The organism is Cellulosilyticum ruminicola JCM 14822 (genome assembly GCF_001311925.1).
Taxonomy (GTDB): domain Bacteria; phylum Bacillota; class Clostridia; order Lachnospirales; family Cellulosilyticaceae; genus Cellulosilyticum; species Cellulosilyticum ruminicola.
This window is the reverse complement of the sequence record NZ_BBCG01000027.1, coordinates 1-15,378: the sequence shown is the minus strand read 5'-3', so window position 1 is coordinate 15,378 and position 15,378 is coordinate 1. Positions and strand designations below refer to the sequence as shown.

Below are 15,378 nucleotides of genomic sequence, written 5' to 3'. Positions count from 1 at the left end.
AGGTTATTTTAAGATTAGATTATGCTCCCTTTTAAACTGGTTATTTATAATGACTACATAGAAAAGTGGGAATAGAAATGAAAAGATATAGTATAGTTTTGAAAATCATATGTTTAATCATCATGATGACAATTACAGTAGAGGCAGTTACACAAAATTTAAAATTGCTTCTATTTCAAAAGCGGTAACGGCTTATGGAGTCATGCAATTAGTAGATGAAAGGGTACTGGATTTAGATAAGCCAGTGAATGATTACTTAACGAGGTATAAAATAACTGATGATAATTTTGCTGGTAATAAAGTGATTTTAAGAATTTTATTATCCCATACTTCTGGCATTAGGGGTGACATGGAAAAAATTTATGAAGGTACAAAACCAGATGTAGCAACAGCTTTATCAAATTTAATAGAATATATTCCTACCATGGAAAAGAATAAATATGTCTTAGATATTGATTTGCCAAAACAAGTAGTTATAGGATGGTGGGATGAGATACGTCTTAGAAGAGTAATACATAATATTATTGATAATGACTTAAAATATGGCATGGATGGTAAGAAAATTAAGGTTCAACTGAAAGAAGAGTCAAATTAAGTGATTTTAAAAATTGAGGATTATGGTAAGGGAATAGCAGTAAAAGATTTAAAATATATAAGGAAAAGATTTTATAGAAGTGACTTAGCTAGAAATAGTAAAACAGGTGGCACGGGGCTGGGAATGTATATTGCAGATGAAATAATACGTCTGCATGAAGGAGAGTTTTTAATTGCAAGTGAAGTAGGAGCAGGAACTTGTATCACAATCAAATTAAAGAAAAATTAACTTATCAAATATAAGATTTGATGTTATATTGAAGTATAAGAAACTAGAATAAAAATGATATTGGAGTATGAATATGAAAGTAGGACTAGTATTAGAAGGCGGCGCAATGCGTGGAATGTATACAGCAGGTGTATTAGATGTATTTCTTGAAAATGGCATAGAATTTGATGGCATTATAGGGGTTTCAGCAGGAGCTATTTTTGGTGTCAACTTCCTTTCAAAGCAAAAAGGAAGAGTGATAAGGTATAATAAACGTTTTAATAGAGACAAAAATTATTTAGGGCTTCGTCCTTTAATTAAAACAGGCAACATTGTGGACACAGAGCTTGCTTATAATAAAGTACCAAGGGAGTTAGATATCTTTGATGATACAACTTATATGGCTTCTAAGGTACCTTTTTATGCTGTTGTTACCAACATTGAAACAGGGCAGGCAGAATATAAACAAGTGACAAGTGTTTTTGAGCAAATGGATACATTAAGAGCGTCAGCCTCTATGCCTTTTGTATCAAAACCTGTAGTTATTGATGGCAATAAGTATTTAGATGGGGCTATAGTAGATAGCATTCCTTTTGAGAAGTTTATAGAGATGGGTTATGATAAATTGGTTGTAGTACTTACAAAAGATAAGGATTATATTAAGAAGCCTATGTCTCCTTTTATTACAAAAGCAGCTTATGGCAAGAAGTATCCTAAGTTTGAATACAGATTAAGACAGCGCTATGCCATGTACAATAGTACTATGGAAAGATTAAAAGCATTAGAGCAAAAAGGAGAAGTATTTGTAGTGCAACCTTCTCAAAGATTAGAAATGAGTAGAATAGAGAAAGACCCTAATAAGTTGCAAGCATTATATGATTTAGGTATAAAGGATGCCCAAGGCATACTCGAAGATATAAGAGAATATTTAAATGATGGAAGATAAGATTTATAAGGAGTAGCAATGAAAATTATTATTTCATCAGAAGACCAATTTATAACTATAGAGTTTGCAGAGTATGTAAATGACAAGGTTAAGCAAAAGAGCACTTAGGCTAAGATGGCTAGAAGAGAAATGGTGCAATTTATGGCAGGAAAGTAGAGAAACCATGGCAGTTTTCCTGTTAAGTCAGATGGTTACAATGCTCAAGGTACCGCAATGATTGCTAGCAGTATAAAACTCCCAATCATCTGTGTAGGCGGCATGTGAAGCGTACAGTATATGGAAGAACTGCTAAACACCACAAACATAGAAGGTATCGCACTTTGCAGACCACTCGTTAGAGAACCGAACCTAGTAAATAAAGGGAAGGAAAATTCAAACTATAAAGCTAAGTGTAATTCTTGTGGTGCATGCTTTGGAATCAAACAGCGTTTCTGTCATCAAGTAAGACAATAACTGTTTGATAAGAAAGAATAAAGATAAGAAGTGTCCCTAAGCGTCAATGCTATTAAGTTCATGCATTGGCGTTTAGGAAAGTTTTTTGTATATATTATGGGCAGAAAACTATAAAATTTAAGATAAATAATGAAAATCCACTTACCCCTAACGTAGCGTGATGCCTTAAAGTAAGCTATAGATAGAAGGAAAAAAGTTATAATGACAGTGAAAGAAATCTCAAGTATAACAGACATTAGTATACGGACACTTCATTACTATGATGAAATAGGCTTGTTAGTACCAACAAGTAAAAGTGATGCTGGATATAGACTTTATGATGAGAAAGCCTTAGAGGTTTTGCAACAGATTTTATTTTTTAGAGAATTTGATATTTCACTGCAAGAGATTAAAGAAGTGCTTCAAAACCCAACATTTAATCGTAATCAAATTTTACAGATGGAGAGGGGAATGTTAAAGAAGAAAAAGAAACATATAGAACGTTTGATAAATAGTATTGATAATCTATTGAAGGGAGATTATCAAATGGATTTCGAAGTATTTACAAAATCAGATATTGAAGAATTAGCAGAAGCTACAATTGATCATATGTTTGAATCTATATTACAGGAAACTATTAAGGAGTTTGGGAATAAGGAGGCTTGGAAGTAACATTATGCAGAACATGCTTCCAAAGAAGATATGCAAAAAGGGTATCAAAAGATGACACCCAATGAGAATCCTAATAGAAAGCTGGGATCGTGGTGTGTTAGAGTCTGCCTGTGGAGTAATTTGCTGATACTCTTTACTTATTAAGCTTAGAGTATCAGCAAATTACGGAATGAGCAGCTCTAACACACCACGACTCCAGAGAACTATCTAGTTCTCAAATACAGCTTCATTAGTTACTTCGATACCAAGTTTTTTAAATGTTTGTCTATCTACAGAAGATAAAATAACAGATGTGTGTAATTGGCAACCTGCAAGTTTTGGAAGCTGTTGAAGCGCAAGTCTTGCATTTGGATCAGTAGCTGCACACATAGAAAGTGCAATAAGTATTTCATCTGTATGAAGACGAGGATTTTTGCTTCCTAAGTATACTGTTTTAACTTTTTGAATTGGTTCAATAAAGTCAGGTGAAATAAGGTGAATTTGATCTGCAATGCCACCTGATGTTTTAATAGCATTTAAAAGGACCGCAGATGAAGCACCAAGTAAATCTGTTGTTTTACCTGTAACGATTGTGCCATCTGGAAGTTCTAATGCAGCAGCAGGTGCACCGATTTCCTGCGCTAATTTATTTGCAACTGGTACAACTGGGCGGTCATTTGTTGTAACTTTTGCTTGTTTAAGTAATAATTCTAATTTATAAATTTCATCTTTAGTTGCTTCTTCTCTTCTAAGACGATTCATAGAGTGATAGTAACGACGGATGATTTCTTGTCTGGACGCCTCTTGACAAACTTCGTCATCAATGATACAATTACCTGCCATGTTAACACCCATATCTGTTGGTGATTGGTAAGGACATTCACCATAGATTCCTTCGAACATAGCAGCAAGTACAGGGTAAATTTCAATGTCGCGGTTATAATTTACAGTAGTTACGCCATATGCTTCTAAATGAAATGGGTCAATCATATTTACATCATTTAAATCAGCAGTAGCTGCTTCATAAGCAAGGTTTACTGGGTGTTTAAGTGGGATGTTCCAGATAGGGAAAGTTTCAAACTTAGCGTAACCAGCTTTTACGCCACGTTTGTTTTCATGGTATAACTGAGAAAGGCAGGTAGCCATTTTTCCACTTCCTGGGCCTGGAGCAGTTACAACAACTAATGGACGAGTTGTTTCAACATAATCATTTTTACCATATCCTTTGTCACTTACAATGTGAGCAATGTTATTAGGATATCCTTCAATAGAATAATGATGGTATACTTTAATACCTCTGTTTTCAAGTTTCGCTTCGAATGATTTAAGGGCAGCTTGACCTGTATAACGTGTGATAACAACACTACTCACATAAAGTCCTTTTTCTCTATATACTTCGATGAGACGTAAAACATCTTGATCGTAAGTAATTCCTAAATCATGTCTTACTTTATTTTTTTCGATGTCAGCAGCATTGATAGAAATAATCATTTCAGCTTGATCAGCAAGTTGAAGTAACATTTGAAGTTTACTATCAGGAGCAAAACCTGGTAATACACGAGATGCATGATAGTCATCAAATAACTTTCCGCCGAATTCTAAGTAAAGTTTGTCACCAAATTGACTAATGCGTTCGCGAATATGTTCAGATTGCATCTTTAAGTATTTGTTATTATCAAATCCAATTTTCATTTTTAATCTTCCTTTTCTTATAAATTTAAGCCCTAAAGAAACTCGTTTCTTTTTAACAAAGATTAAGTGTATCATAGATAATGCATATAAGCACTAAAATAGTTCGTGAAAACAGATATTTCGTAAAAAATCACGAAGAAAAGATATATATTATATATATATATGTTTATTTGTGATGTATATCATGCGATTGTTGTGACTATTTTCAGTATGTGCAGATTTGTATAAGTATATTGGTTTTGTCTGTAATATTTTAATGAGAAGTATTTATAAGAATATATTATGAGAATATAATAAATTAAGAATAAGAGAAAAGTAAATAAAGCGTATGGAGGAAAGATGATAATGGCTATTAGAAATTTGCGTTATGATGAAGATCCAATCTTAAGAAAAAAATGTAAGGAGGTAAAAGAAGTAGATGATAAAATTAAACAAATGCTAGAGGATATGTTAGAAACATTACATCATACTAAAAATGGTGCAGCCATAGCAGCACCTCAAGTAGGCATTTTAAGGCGTTTGGTTGTCATAGACTTTTGTGGACAATTACTCAAATTAGTGAATCCTAAAATTATTAGTGAAAGTGGTACTCAGGAATGTGTAGAAGGCTGTTTAAGCTTTCCAAACCGCTTTGTCAAAACCATAAGACCACAAAAGGTAGTGGTAGAAGCTTTAAATGAATTAGGTGAAAAGGTAACACTTACAGGAGAAGGGGATATGGCAAAATGCTTTTGCCATGAAATAGATCATTTAGATGGTATCGTCTTCTTAGATCATGCTATAGAAGAACTTGAATAAGCTTAAAAACATATATATTTAACTAGGAACGTAATTAAAAATGGATATGTAAAAGGAATATTCTAAGTAGAAATAAGTTAAATATAGATAAAAGAACATTGTTGTTTAGTTACTAACTTTTATTTCCATTGACGTGAAAATAGCCAGCATCAATCTCACAGGTAAAGAGCTTACATTTGTAACTCATCTCATGTGTTATAGTTCAGAAGAAATAGCATGGTTTTATAAAAAACGTTGGGACATAGTGAAAATGCTGAAATAAAGATAAGCTTAATCAATTTAAAGTGTAAAATAAAAAATCAGCTATTCAAACATGTAACCAAGATGCAATGCTATAAAATAGCATTATTTAGTACTTCTTAAAACATGGAAAAGTGAATAGCAATCCAAGTAATTATACCCTTAGTGTATCTAACTTTACTGGATAAATATAGAAATTATTTTTTGAGTCTGTAAAGCATATTTGAGAAGTATAGGCCAATGGAAATTTTAGTTAGTAACTAAACATTAGTGAAAATAAATATAAAAAGATGTCTTACAATAAGACATCTTTTTTTGTGAAAAAATTAATTTAAAATAATAATAAATTCATGTTCATTTGTACAATTTTTTGAATTATAATATTTTTTATTAATAATAAAGGAGAATAGACATGATTAGAATTGAAGATAGAGCAGTACAAAGTTTTGAAATAGAGCACATTGCTAAAGTAAGAAGTTTAGCAGCAGAATGTACGCTATTTTTAAAGAAAGATGATACATTTCCTCTTAAAGAAACAGGTAAAATTGCTGTATATGGAAACGGTATTAGAAACACTATTAAAGGTGGGACAGGTTCAGGAGATGTTAATATACGTCACTTTGTAAATATTGAAGAAGGGCTTAAAAATGCAGGATTTGAAATTACAACAACTGCATGGTTAGATGATTATGATGACATTTTATATAAAGCAAAAGTAGCACACTATAGCAAATTACAAGAACAAGCTAAAGCACAAGGTGTTCCAGTATTAGGATTTGCAGTATTAGGAAAAGCTATGTTAGAGCCAAAATATGATATTCCATTAGAAGGAGAAGGCGATGTAGCAATTTATGTACTTGCAAGAAAATGTGGAGAAGGTGCAGATAGAGAAGTAAGTGCTGGAGACATTCAGCTTACAGAAGTAGAAAAACGTGATATCTTAGCATTAAATGAGAAATATGAAAAATTCATGCTTGTATTAAATGTAGGGGGAATGATAGATTTATCACCTGTTAAAGAAGTGAAAAATATATTACTTCTTGGACAATTAGGAACACCTACAGGAGATGTATTTGCAGATATTATTACAGGTAAAGCGAATCCATCAGGTAAGCTTACAATGACATGGACAGCTATCGAAGATTATTCATCTACAGAGGGATTTGGTCATAAAGATGATACATACTACAAAGAAGGTATTTATGTAGGTTATCGTTATTTTGATACAGTAGGTAAAGAAGTAGTTTATCCATTTGGTTATGGATTAAGTTACACAGAATTTGATGTGACACCAGTAGATCTCACATTAGAAGGACAAGAAGTAACTGTTAAAGCAAACGTAAAAAATATTGGTAAAGCAGCTGGAAAAGAAGTTGTACAAGTATACTACTCTGCAACAGGAACAAAGTTAGATCATGCATATCAAGATTTAGCAGGCTTTGTGAAAACAAAAGAATTACAACCAGGGGAAAGCTGCGTGGTAGCTGTAACATTTAATGTAATAGATATGGCAGCTTATGATGAAAAAATTGCTTCTTATATCTTAGAAAAAGGTCAATATATCATGCGTTGTGGTAACAGCTCAAGAAATACACATATTGCAGGTATTGTAGAAGTTAATGAAACAGCTATAACTAGAAAACTTAAAAATATTTGTGTAGGAGACAAAGTAGAAGAAGTAAAACCTGTAATGACTCCATACACACATGAAGGTGAAAATAAAGAAAGAGAAAATGCAAAAGTGGTAATGTTTGATACTTCAAGTATTGTAGCAGCACAAGCTATTTACTCAGAAGTTATGGCAGAAGTAGATGGTAATGGAAAAATCACTTGGGATGAAGTAAAAGCTGGTAATAAATCTATTGAAGAATTTGTAGGGACTCTTACTGATGAAGAACTTATTTATACTTGTATTGGAGTTTATACAGATGGAAATAAGGAGGATAGTGCCATCGGGGCAGCTGCATTTAGCGTAGCAGGTGCTGCTGGTGAAACAACTCACCGTTTAGATAAGTCTCATAACTTAGAAAAACTAGTATTAGCTGATGGTCCAGCTGGCATTCGTTTAAGTTCATCTTACAAAATTATAGATGGCATTGTTAAAGAAACAACTATTGCATTCGGTGCAGATGTTATTGAATTCTTAAATGTAGAAGAAGATGATCAATTAAGACCAGTTCCACCTACTGAGGCAGAACTTGCGGCTACAGAATATTATCAATACTGCGTAGCTATTCCAATCGGAACAGAACTTGCACAATCATTCAATGTGGAACTTGCAGAAACTATTGGGGATTTAGTAGGTAATGAAATGGAAATGTTTGGTGTACACTTATGGTTAGCACCTGCATTAAATATTCATCGTTCACCACTTTGCGGACGTAACTTTGAATACTACTCAGAAGATCCACTTGTAAGCGGATTAGTAGCAGCTGCAATTACAAATGGGGTACAATCACATAAAGGTTGTGCAACAACTATTAAACACTATGTATGTAATAACCAAGAAACAAACCGTTATTCATCAAATAGTATTTTAAGTGAACGTGCACTTCGTGAAATTTACTTACGTGGATTCGAAATTTGTGTCAAAGAGTCACACCCACGTGCATTAATGACATCATATAATTTAGTAAATGGTGAACATGCATGTAGTAGTAAAGACTTACAAACATATGTCCTTCGTGATGAATGGGGATATGATGGATTAGTTATGACAGATTGGCTTGCAACAACAGAAATCATGATTAAAGAAGGCAGCAAACATAGAGAAGCTTCTGCTGCTGGATGCTTAAAAGCAGGAAATGATCTTATCATGCCAGGAACAACTATGGACTTTAATGATATTATGAAAGCATTAAAAGATGAAAGTCATCCATACCATATCACAAGAGCAGAGTTACAAACATGTGCAATTCATATTCTCAAAGAAATTAAAGGATTAAGCTAAGTAGCTGGTGGGAGTAGTTGCCCCTACATCTATATCTTCCGTAAGTTATGATAGTCTAGATTCGATAATCAATGTAACAGTGGGAACTTGTAGCGTGATAAAGCAAGCGCTGCTCAAATAACCCACCTAAAACCACATTGATTATCTTCACCAAGACTATCAAGAAATTACTCCACAGTTAGAATAGTAGGGGCAATTGCTCCTGCTTCTACTTGGATAATTCTAAGGGAGAGAAAAGAAAAAGTCGGCTCATGCTGTAGTTAAGATGGGGTTGCCGTTAGTTATGGGGATGTTTATTATGGTACTTTATAATTTGGTGGATACTTTTTTTATAGGGCAGCTACATGATGACTATCAGTTGGCGGCTGTTAATTTGGCTTATCCGATTATTATGATGATGGTAGCTTCTGTTACTTTATTAAGTACAAAGCTAAAAAGATATGAACAGATGCAAATTGAAAGTAATTGGCAGGAAATTGCACAATAAAAATATAAGAAGAACTGGTAATTTGCCAGTTCTTCTTTGTATGAGAAATATAGGACGAGGTGTTATGATATTCATTAAATAATGCCAAGAGTAAATGAGGGTTTATAAGGGGCGTTTAAGTGAATTAGACTTGCGATAGACCATAGGGGTCATATGAATGTAGTATTTAAAGATTTTATTATAGTAACTAATATTATTAAAGCCTACATCAAGGGCAATTTCACTGATTTGTTTATCGGTAGAATCTAGGAGTTGAATGCTTTTGCTAATACGGTAATAATTAAGGTATTCGATAACAGACATTTGCGTCATACCCTTAAAGAACCTACAAAGTTGACCTTGACTAATATGAAAGGCATAGGCCATTTGCTCTAGAGAAATAGATTCAGTGTAATGGCTTGAAGCCAGGTAATCATAGATTTAATGCGAGTAATTTTATGGGTTTGGTCCTTTTCATGAGCTGAAATGTTTTGAGCAGCATGGGTATATAATATATACCATATTTCATAAATAGCGCATTTAATAAGAAGTTCATACCCCATTTCTTTACGTTCAAACAAATCTTTGATTTTATTTAAGTTTTGTAAAAGCGCCATACCCCAATTTTCATTAGGTGAAATATAACTTGGAAAAAATAAAAGACCAGTATTTACAGGCTCAATATATTTTTGCCAGATGGCATCACCTAAATGGCTATTGAGTAAATCAGGGTGAAATACAATGGCGTAGAAATCTAGGGGCATACCACAGGTTGTAGTTATAGCATGTAAATCATCAGATTTAATAAACACAATATCATTTTCTTTAACAGGAATTATTTGATTTTCAATTTGAAATTGAGCACAACCTTTAGTAATTACCAAAAATTCATATTCTGTATGCCAGTGGCATGCTAGTCTTTCAGTTATTTTAGGATTTGAACTCACTTCATGTACCATAAGTGGAAATAAAACATTGCCATGAGGCAGTTTTTCTTTAAGTAATTCGCTATTTTTACCCATATAGAATATCTCCCTATAAATAATCATTATTATGTTAGTTTTCGGCATATATGATGTAGTGAATTAGATTTACAATCATTATAATGTTATTAAATTATCAGTTAATGCTTTATGAGGGGGATAAATAATGCAATTTATAAATGATCATGGTGCGTTAGTTATTAAAACAAAAGGAGAAACAGTGCGAATTGAAGCATGGGGAGAAGATTCTTTTCGTGTACGTGCCACAATGTTTCCACAGTTTACAGGAAATGCATGGGCTTTAACAGAAAAAGTGCCAGCTAAAGCATGTAAGATAGAGATTTATGAAAAAAATCACTGGGTAGGAGATGGCACAATTGATAAGAGAGAATATGCTTCTATTACAAATGGACGTATGAAAGTAGAAGTAAACTTCGTAGGCATTCTTTCGTTTTTCAAAGATGATAAACTTATTCTACGAGAATACTTCCGTTTTTATGATGGAACTATTTCTAAAGGAAGCCGTTGCTTAAAGATTGTAGGGAGAGATTGGAAAGGTGTCATTGGTGGCAGTGATTATACATTGAATCTTAAGTTTGATAGCAATGATGGAGAAAAAATATTTGGCATGGGGCAATATCAACAACCATATATGGACTTAAAGGGTAGCATACTTGAACTAGCTCAACGCAACTCACAAATTTCTGTACCATTTTATATTTCTTCTTTAGGATATGGTATGCTTTGGAATAATCCAGCCGTAGGACGTGTTACTTTTGCTAATAACTATACAGAGTGGATTGCTCAGTCTACTAAAGAGATGGATTACTGGATTACAGCAGGGGATACACCTAAAGCAATTATGGCTTCTTATACTAATGTGACAGGACATGCCCCTATGTTTCCAGAAGATTTAATGGGACTTTGGCAATGTAAATTGCGCTATCGTACACAAGATGAAGTGTTGGAAGTTGCCCGCCAGTATCAAAAAGAAGGCATTAAAATTGATCAAATTGTTATAGATTTCTTCCATTGGACAGTGCAGGGAGATTGGAAATTTGATAAGAAATATTGGCCAGATCCTAAGGCTATGGTAGATGAATTACATGCAATGGGCATTAAAGTCATCGTATCAGTGTGGCCATCTGTAGACCGTAGAAGTGAAAACTTCTATCCAATGACAGAAAGAGGCCTTTTGATTAGAACTGAACGTGGTGCGATGCAAACTTATGATTATCAAGGGGACTGCGTAGAAATTGATCCATTTAATCCAGAGACAAGGGAATATGTGTGGGAAATTTGTAAGAAAAATTACTATGATTTTGGTATAGATGCTTTCTGGTTAGATAATTCAGAACCAGATTATGGTGTTTATGATTTTGATAACTATCGTTATTATGCAGGACCTGCACTTCAAGTAAGTAATATGTATCCTCAAATGTATAGCCGCATTTTCTATGACAAGATGAGTGAAAGGGGAGATGGAAGTGTTGTAAACTTATTACGTTGTGCATGGGCTGGCAGTCAAAAATATGGCAATGTGATTTGGTCTGGAGATATTCCAAGTACATTTGAAGCCTTTAGAGATCAATTACAATGTGGCTTAAATATGGGACTTGCAGGAATTCCATGGTGGACTACAGATATCGGCGGCTTTATGACAGAGGATGTAAATAATCCTGATTTTAGACAATTGCTTATTCGTTGGTATCAATTTGCAGTATATTCAGCAGTACTTCGCATGCATGGAGATCGCGGACCATACAATATTCCACCTCTTGATGATAGAGATTTTGGAGGGGGGTATTTACATACAGGACAACCAAATGAACTTTGGAGCTATGGCGAAGATAATTATCGCATTATGAAAAAATATTATGATATCCGTATTGCAATGCATGATTATATTAGAGATTTATATCAAGAAGCACATGAAAATGGTTCACCACTTATTCGTACCATGTTCTATGAATTTCCAGATGATAAGAAATGTTGGGAAGTTACAGATCAATACATGTTCGGTAGCGAATATTTGGTAGCACCTATTCTTCATCTCAATGAGTTTGAAAGAGATGTTTATTTACCAACAGGTAAATGGAGCCTTACATCTAATCAAATTGCATTTGATGGTGAACAAGTGGTACATGTCAAAGCACCTATTGACTATATGCCAGTATTTAAGAAAGTGTTATAAAAAATAAGTAAAGAAGCTATAACTAAGTTAGAATGGCTATTAGGACATTCAATCCTTTTAGGAGGTATGTTCAAAATATGATACTCAGATTCTAGAATGTAGAGCATTTGAACTATTAAAGCGTCTCCTAGAAGAACAAGTAGAAGTAAATGAAGAAGGTAAAACTGTTTCAAAGGATGGGAAGAGCCTTCATTCCGAAATACTTCAAAATCCAAGTGCTCCAGATGCAACTTATAGAGAGAAATATAGTGGAAATGTAGGATATGTTGCAAATCTAGTAGAAAGTTTTAATGACAATAGTGGTGTTATTACACATTATGATCTTAAACCTAACACCTATTGTGATATTAGATTTTGTGAAGATGTAATAGATGCTCTTGGTAAAGTGCCACAAGTCAATGTATTAGTAGATAGTGCTTACTATTCTTATGAAATGGATCAAAAGGCTAAAAAACAAGGGATTATGTAAAATAAAACAAAGATGATAGCTAAACAACTTTCATCAAGAGGGGGAACATTAATTTGTGAAGACTTGGGAGAAAGAGTGAATATAGGTGGTAAAGCAAAATGTTACTTAAAAGGAGAGTTGGAGGTATAATTAGGAGGTAGATATATTACGTACAATAGAAGGGAGAAACAAAATAATGACATTAGAAAGAACAAAAAAGGAGACTACTAAGCGCTACATTTTATTTATACTTAGTTTATTTTTTGCAGCATTAGGTGTAGCAATTACTAAAAAGGGAGAACTAGGTGTATCACCAGTTTCTTCAACAGCCAATATATTAAGTCTTAAATATACTACTTTATCACTAGGTAATTGGCTTATTATATGGAACTGTATTTTAATAGTAGGACAAATACTTATACTTAGAAAAAAATTTGAATGGATTCAATTATTACAAATTCCACTTTCATTTATATTTGGTTATTTTACTGATTTTGGTATGTGGATTGTAGCAGCTATTGAAGTAAATACATATATGATGCGAATTTTAATGATTTCATTAGGGACAGTAGTTGTAGGTTTTGGTGTTTCATTAGCCGTTATTGCAGATGTGGTAATGAATTCAGGAGAGGCCTTTGTAAAAGCTATTTCAGATACAATAAATAAGGAGTTTGGAAATATCAAAGTAATATTTGATGTGGCTTGTGTAACACTTGCCATCGTATTATCACTTATTTTCTTTGACTTTAGCATTCAAGGTACAAGAGAAGGGACAATTATTGCAGCTTTATGTACAGGATGGATTGTAAAATACTTCTGTAAACTGCTCAAATCGCCGCTTACAAAAGTGTTACAAGCGTAGAAAAATATGTTTAAATAAAGATTCAATAAATAACAAAAAGCTGCCCTGAAATGTTTTGACATTTTAGGGCAGCTTTTTGCTATAATATTTTGGATGGAAATATAAACAGAAGGAGCGTTAGACATGATAGGACTTGGTACAATTATCAATACATTGGCTGTTATTAGCGGGGGTATTGTAGGATTACTGTTAAAGAATGGTTTAAAGAAGCAGTTACAGGAATCTTTAATGCAAGCTTGTGGCATCACAACTATTTTTATAGGAATAGCAGGGGTGCTTACAAAGATGTTAGTGATTACAGATGGAAGCATTGGCACACAAGGCACTATGCTTCTTATCTTTTCTATGGTAATAGGTACAGCCTTTGGAGAATGGATGCATCTAGAGTTTAGAATGGACAATGTAGGTGAGAAGATTAAAAAGGCTGTTAAAAGAGAAAATGATAGTCAATTTGTAGATGGATTTGTCAATGTTTCATTAATTATTTGTGTAGGGGCTATGGCTATTGTAGGATCTATTCAAGATGGAATTAGTGGGGATTATTCGATGTTAGCAGCTAAAGCGGTTTTAGATGCGATTATTGTAATGATTTTTGCATCCACTTGTGGCATAGGTGCTGTTTTCTCAGCACTTGTAGTACTCGTATATCAAGGGAGTATTACATTAATAGCAGCTTTTTGCGGTTCATTTGTAAGTGATGCTATTATTAATGATTTATGTTTTGTAGGTTCTGCACTTATTTTTTGTGTAGGTATTAATGTAGCTTTTGGTAAGAAATTTCGTGTAGGGAATATGTTGCCAGCACTTTTAATACCCGTGGCATATGAGATTATTTGGCCGCTTTTAGGGTTTATGTAAATGTTTAAATAAAAAAGGAATACTAGAACGAATGACAGATTATTTAAAAGATGCAATGGCGATTGATGCAGTGAAAATTATTATAGATAGTGACTGGCGTATTAAAAAGAAGCCTGTAGAAAATTAACTTTAGAAGAAGTAAAAAAAGATATAGAATTTGTAATTAAAATCATAGAAATAAATATAGATGATGAAGAAATTATAAGCTGGTCCAATGAGGTAAAAGAAAGTTGTAAGCAGTGGTTAAATCAATACATTAGAATATGAAAATATATAGACGTTAATATATAATATATGGGTGTTTAAGAGTTATAAGTATATTTTTTGTAGACTTATGACTCTTTTTTTCACGCAAGCTACAAAAATCTGTCTACACTTTTTTAAACACAGAAAATTAGAGCCAACATATGATATAGAAGCTACAATAAGGCGATTTCTACCATAAGACCAAATCGTCAAAGACAGCAAGTAGCTGTCAGTACTACTGGAGTTTTATTTAATTATAGACTATCAATTGATATGAATTAACATCATATTTAAAAAATATATATCAGTTGTATTTCAAGATCATGGCATTGTAGAAGAAGGATCTCATCAGCAGCTCATAAGCAAGGTGTATATGCCAATATGTATAAGCTCCAAGCTACATATTATCAATAAGTGAAAGTATGTTAAATTTATTTAACATGGAAATAAATACATTAAGGTTTAAATGATTTTTTAGTATAGATACAGATTAAATACGTATACTATCAATGTAACTTCAAGGTAATCGAGAAGTTATATATATAATTTTTATATAATACTTTATATGCAACATTATAGGAGGCTCATGAAAATGGCAAATCAAAACGCTTTCGATTCTATGAAATATGAGGTAGCTAAAGAAGTAGGAGTACCATTAAAACAAGGCTATAATGGAGATATTACAGCTCGTGAAGCTGGAAAAATTGGTGGAACAATTGTACAAAAAGTGTTTGAACAATACAAAGGATCACACCAAGGATAAGAACAATAAAGTAGAATATAATATTTAAAAATGAGAATAAAATAGGG

The 15,378-nt window shown here is 33.1% G+C and carries 14 protein-coding genes; 11 read left to right on the top strand and 3 right to left on the bottom strand.

Annotated elements, in window-relative coordinates; translation table 11 throughout:
- Positions 1–109: 109 nt before the first annotated feature.
- The 4 genes from JCM14822_RS10280 (at position 110) to JCM14822_RS10265 (ending at position 2,852) form a co-directional block, all read left to right on the top strand.
- Complete coding sequence (locus JCM14822_RS10280; protein ID WP_054742116.1) at positions 110–595, top strand: serine hydrolase; 486 nt, start codon at positions 110–112, stop codon at positions 593–595.
- Positions 596–823, top strand: a complete 228-nt coding sequence (locus tag JCM14822_RS10275) for an ATP-binding protein (RefSeq protein ID WP_054742114.1) — start codon at positions 596–598, stop codon at positions 821–823.
- Positions 824–896: 73 nt separating this feature from the next.
- Entirely contained in the window at positions 897–1,748 is an 852-nt protein-coding gene (locus tag JCM14822_RS10270) for a patatin-like phospholipase family protein (RefSeq protein ID WP_054742111.1), read from the top strand.
- A 654-nt stretch (positions 1,749–2,402) separates the two neighbouring features.
- On the top strand, positions 2,403–2,852 hold the full coding sequence (locus tag JCM14822_RS10265) for a MerR family transcriptional regulator (protein ID WP_054742109.1): 450 nt from the start codon (positions 2,403–2,405) through the stop codon (positions 2,850–2,852).
- A 207-nt stretch (positions 2,853–3,059) separates the two neighbouring features.
- Here the strand turns inward: JCM14822_RS10265 and JCM14822_RS10260 are convergent, their stop codons facing one another.
- Complete coding sequence (locus tag JCM14822_RS10260; RefSeq protein WP_054742108.1) at positions 3,060–4,523, bottom strand: DUF1846 domain-containing protein; 1,464 nt, start codon at positions 4,521–4,523, stop codon at positions 3,060–3,062.
- 345 nt (positions 4,524–4,868) lie between these two features.
- Here JCM14822_RS10260 and def point away from each other — a divergent pair, with 345 nt between their 5' ends.
- The 3 genes from def to JCM14822_RS10245 all read left to right on the top strand — a co-directional run bounded on the left by def (position 4,869) and on the right by JCM14822_RS10245 (position 8,998).
- Positions 4,869–5,321, top strand: a complete 453-nt coding sequence (gene def, locus JCM14822_RS10255; protein ID WP_054742107.1) for a peptide deformylase — start codon at positions 4,869–4,871, stop codon at positions 5,319–5,321.
- 652 nt (positions 5,322–5,973) lie between these two features.
- Positions 5,974–8,511 carry a beta-glucosidase gene (locus JCM14822_RS10250; protein ID WP_054742101.1) on the top strand — a complete coding sequence of 846 codons (2,538 nt, stop codon included), beginning with the start codon at positions 5,974–5,976 and terminating at the stop codon, positions 8,509–8,511.
- 265 nt (positions 8,512–8,776) lie between these two features.
- Positions 8,777–8,998, top strand: coding sequence for an MATE family efflux transporter (locus JCM14822_RS10245; protein WP_054742099.1), 222 nt, complete (start codon positions 8,777–8,779; stop codon positions 8,996–8,998).
- 102 nt (positions 8,999–9,100) lie between these two features.
- Here JCM14822_RS10245 and JCM14822_RS25000 read toward each other — a convergent pair whose 3' ends face one another.
- The gene (locus tag JCM14822_RS25000) at positions 9,101–9,364 is read right to left on the bottom strand and encodes a helix-turn-helix domain-containing protein (RefSeq protein ID WP_083461380.1); all 264 of its coding nucleotides are present in this window, start codon (positions 9,362–9,364) and stop codon (positions 9,101–9,103) included.
- Positions 9,365–9,369: 5 nt separating this feature from the next.
- A complete protein-coding gene (locus JCM14822_RS10240) occupies positions 9,370–9,999 on the bottom strand; it encodes an AraC family ligand binding domain-containing protein (RefSeq protein WP_054742098.1) in 630 nt (209 codons plus the stop codon).
- Positions 10,000–10,126: 127 nt separating this feature from the next.
- Between JCM14822_RS10240 and JCM14822_RS10235 the strand changes: the two genes are divergently transcribed.
- The 4 genes from JCM14822_RS10235 (at position 10,127) to JCM14822_RS10220 (ending at position 15,331) form a co-directional block, all read left to right on the top strand.
- The gene (locus tag JCM14822_RS10235; RefSeq protein ID WP_054742097.1) at positions 10,127–12,154 is read left to right on the top strand and encodes a glycoside hydrolase family 31 protein; all 2,028 of its coding nucleotides are present in this window, start codon (positions 10,127–10,129) and stop codon (positions 12,152–12,154) included.
- A gap of 644 nt (positions 12,155–12,798) precedes the next feature.
- Positions 12,799–13,464, top strand: coding sequence for a YczE/YyaS/YitT family protein (locus tag JCM14822_RS10230; RefSeq protein ID WP_054742096.1), 666 nt, complete (start codon positions 12,799–12,801; stop codon positions 13,462–13,464).
- 123 nt (positions 13,465–13,587) lie between these two features.
- Positions 13,588–14,322, top strand: coding sequence for a DUF554 domain-containing protein (locus JCM14822_RS10225; protein ID WP_054742095.1), 735 nt, complete (start codon positions 13,588–13,590; stop codon positions 14,320–14,322).
- An 838-nt stretch (positions 14,323–15,160) separates the two neighbouring features.
- Positions 15,161–15,331, top strand: a complete 171-nt coding sequence (locus JCM14822_RS10220) for an alpha/beta-type small acid-soluble spore protein (protein WP_054742094.1) — start codon at positions 15,161–15,163, stop codon at positions 15,329–15,331.
- Positions 15,332–15,378: the final 47 nt, after the last annotated feature.

Excerpts from the sequence above, each read along its gene's own strand:
- JCM14822_RS10280 (WP_054742116.1), top strand. The coding sequence starts at position 110 with ATGTTTAATCATCATGATGACAATTACAGTAGAGGCAGTTACACAAAA.
- JCM14822_RS10270 (WP_054742111.1), top strand. The coding sequence starts at position 897 with ATGAAAGTAGGACTAGTATTAGAAGGCGGCGCAATGCGTGGAATGTAT.
- JCM14822_RS10265 (WP_054742109.1), top strand. The coding sequence starts at position 2,403 with ATGACAGTGAAAGAAATCTCAAGTATAACAGACATTAGTATACGGACA.
- JCM14822_RS10260 (WP_054742108.1), bottom strand. The coding sequence starts at position 4,523 with ATGAAAATTGGATTTGATAATAACAAATACTTAAAGATGCAATCTGAA.
- def (WP_054742107.1), top strand. The coding sequence starts at position 4,869 with ATGGCTATTAGAAATTTGCGTTATGATGAAGATCCAATCTTAAGAAAA.
- JCM14822_RS10250 (WP_054742101.1), top strand. The coding sequence starts at position 5,974 with ATGATTAGAATTGAAGATAGAGCAGTACAAAGTTTTGAAATAGAGCAC.
- JCM14822_RS10245 (WP_054742099.1), top strand. The coding sequence starts at position 8,777 with ATGGGGTTGCCGTTAGTTATGGGGATGTTTATTATGGTACTTTATAAT.
- JCM14822_RS25000 (WP_083461380.1), bottom strand. The coding sequence starts at position 9,364 with ATGGCCTATGCCTTTCATATTAGTCAAGGTCAACTTTGTAGGTTCTTT.
- JCM14822_RS10240 (WP_054742098.1), bottom strand. The coding sequence starts at position 9,999 with ATGGGTAAAAATAGCGAATTACTTAAAGAAAAACTGCCTCATGGCAAT.
- JCM14822_RS10235 (WP_054742097.1), top strand. The coding sequence starts at position 10,127 with ATGCAATTTATAAATGATCATGGTGCGTTAGTTATTAAAACAAAAGGA.
- JCM14822_RS10230 (WP_054742096.1), top strand. The coding sequence starts at position 12,799 with ATGACATTAGAAAGAACAAAAAAGGAGACTACTAAGCGCTACATTTTA.
- JCM14822_RS10225 (WP_054742095.1), top strand. The coding sequence starts at position 13,588 with ATGATAGGACTTGGTACAATTATCAATACATTGGCTGTTATTAGCGGG.
- JCM14822_RS10220 (WP_054742094.1), top strand. The coding sequence starts at position 15,161 with ATGGCAAATCAAAACGCTTTCGATTCTATGAAATATGAGGTAGCTAAA.